We start from the raw sequence: 2,313 nt of genomic DNA, 5'->3' as shown, positions 1-2,313 counted from the left end.
CGCCAAGCAAAAACCTAAGTCGTTTCGACTTAGGTTTTTTTGTGTTTATTTATATATATCAAATGTCATAATCCGTAAATTTAGTAATCTTAATGAGAGAAAAGAATGAAATAGAGACGTTTTAAAGTCAACTACCCCCACTGATTAAAGTTTCAATTTATACAATGTCTTTTCACTTTTAAAGGATTTTATTCATCAAAAAATCTATAATTAAGATAATTAATATATATTATTGATGGGTGTGGGGGATTATGAAAGAAATATGCATGTTATTAGTGGCTGTTATATTATGGGGGACAGCCATTGCGCCAACAAAGTGGGCGTTAGAATCTATTCAGCCATTTACTTTGTTATTTATTCGCCTTTTCTTCGCTGGTGGAATTTGTTTGCTATTTTCATTTAAACAATTAAAAAAATCGGTTGTACATAAACAAGTGCCGTGGAAAAGAATGAGTTTACTATCTTTTACTGGTGTAGCTGGTTACTTTATGTTCACATCCTACGGTATTTCTTTAACAAGTGGATTACATGTTAGTATTATTGATGCTGCTTTACCGTTAGTTACAATTCTTTTTTCAGCGATCTTTTTGAAAGAAAAAATTCAGCTTAATTATTGGATCGGTATTGTATTGGGAGCTGCTGGAGTACTTCTTATTACCATCCCATCTAGTAACGGTAATCAAGAAGTATCTTTAATAGGAGATACCCTTATTTTATTAAGCACTTTCTTATTTGCTTTCTATACAGTATTGTTGAAAAGACCAAAACAAGAACAGTATTTATCAAACAAGGTTTTTACAACATTAACTTTAATTATTGGAGCTGTTATTTTATTACCATTTGCAATGGTAGAAACTTTTTACTATGGTTTCCCAGAAATCGAAACATGGAAGACTGGATTTAGTGTAATGTATCTTGTTATAGGCGCAACAATTTTAGCCTATTGGTTTTGGAATAGAGCATTAGAGACAGTCTCGGCATCAGTAAGTGGATTATATTTAAATGCCTTACCGTTAATAAGTATTGTTGCTTCAATTGCTTTATTAGATGAGTCTTTAACTTGGAAGATAGTAATAGGAGGAAGTTTAGTCTTAATAGGAGTAGGATGGGCAGATAGACAAAAGATAAGTAAGTTATTAAAGAAGAATAACTTGAATAGTAAGGAATGCTAAGTAACATATTGTATATAGTTTAAATATAAAAAAACACCTTATATATATTAGGTGTTTTTTTATTTGGCAAAGATAATAGATTGAAATCAGTATAGGTATTCTTTACTATATTTATACGTATTGAAATCATTTTGAAATATTGTTTGAACGAGTTGTATACATTCGGTATCATAAAAACTTTCGAAAGTGGGGTAGCGAGGAAATAAAGGGTCAGTAATATCGGCTTCGCTAAAATTCCCTTTATAAATCATGGCGGGAGTTTGATGATGCCATGATATTGAGAACTCATTTATTGGTGCAGTTTTTAATTTGAAACGCTTTTCTAATGCTCTCATATCCTGATCGAAGTTTTCTAAGTATATATAATTGGTCACATATTCTTCTTCACCAGCGATATATTGTTGTGTGAAATGCGGGTTAATATCATTTCCTTGAGCATCATTAATGAATAGATAGTATAGAAATTGTTTAAATGAGAGGCCTTTGGAGGAGTTTTCATCTTGATATAAAAACTTTCGGATGGGCTTCCATTCGGGATTTTCTATATAGGGAGGTGCGATTAAGGATACGAAAGAGCTCACTGCTCGTCTATAAGGGTTACGAACAAGCTTAAAAGTTTCTTTTTGTTTTTCGCGTAATGCTATACCTAGTCGGACACTATAGGCAGGTGTACTTTTGTATATGTCATATTCATAATTATGAATGAAAGGACTATAATTTAGAGCTGTCTGTAATAAGTCAATCTGATAAAAAAACCACTTAGCAAGAGAAGTACAACCACTTTTTTGGCTCCAAAATAGAATGATAGGAAAATTCTTATGATAATGTGGGTTTCTTGAATGGGCGTTGATGATATGTAATAAGGGAGGATCGAACAATCTCTACACCCCTTTCAGGTATTTTAATTATATGTATGAAAAATAAAGAGGAATATGAGTAGCTGTTTCATCTTTTCTAAAAAAGTGAACGATTAATATTGACTATTATTGAATAGGGGTGTAATATAGAACAAGTCGCCGATGACAACAATGTCGAAAGCGACAAACGAAATAAAAAACTTAGTTGACATTGAAAGATAGAAATGTTAACATAAGGAAGTCGCAAATGAGCGACCAAGTAGTTCTTTGAAAACTGAACGAAA

At 31.9% G+C, this 2,313-nt stretch carries 2 protein-coding genes; one reads left to right on the top strand and one right to left on the bottom strand.

From position 1 onward, the window contains the following. The first annotated feature begins 239 nt into the window (after positions 1 to 239). Positions 240 to 1,172 (top strand): DMT family transporter, encoded by a 933-nt coding sequence (locus MR070_RS26770; protein WP_175613785.1) that lies wholly within the window; start codon positions 240 to 242, stop codon positions 1,170 to 1,172. A gap of 86 nt (positions 1,173 to 1,258) precedes the next feature. Here the strand turns inward: MR070_RS26770 and MR070_RS26765 are convergent, their stop codons facing one another. After that, entirely contained in the window at positions 1,259 to 2,050 is a 792-nt protein-coding gene (locus MR070_RS26765; RefSeq protein WP_000460178.1) for a sulfotransferase family 2 domain-containing protein, read from the bottom strand. Between the last annotated feature and the right edge of the window lie 263 nt (positions 2,051 to 2,313).

The sequence above is a fragment of the Bacillus cereus group sp. BfR-BA-01453 genome, from assembly GCF_022662915.1.
In the GTDB taxonomy this organism is placed as follows: Bacteria; Bacillota; Bacilli; order Bacillales; family Bacillaceae_G; genus Bacillus_A; species Bacillus_A paranthracis.
The sequence above is the reverse complement of the archived record's forward strand: the minus strand, read 5'-3'. Positions and strand labels throughout refer to the sequence as shown.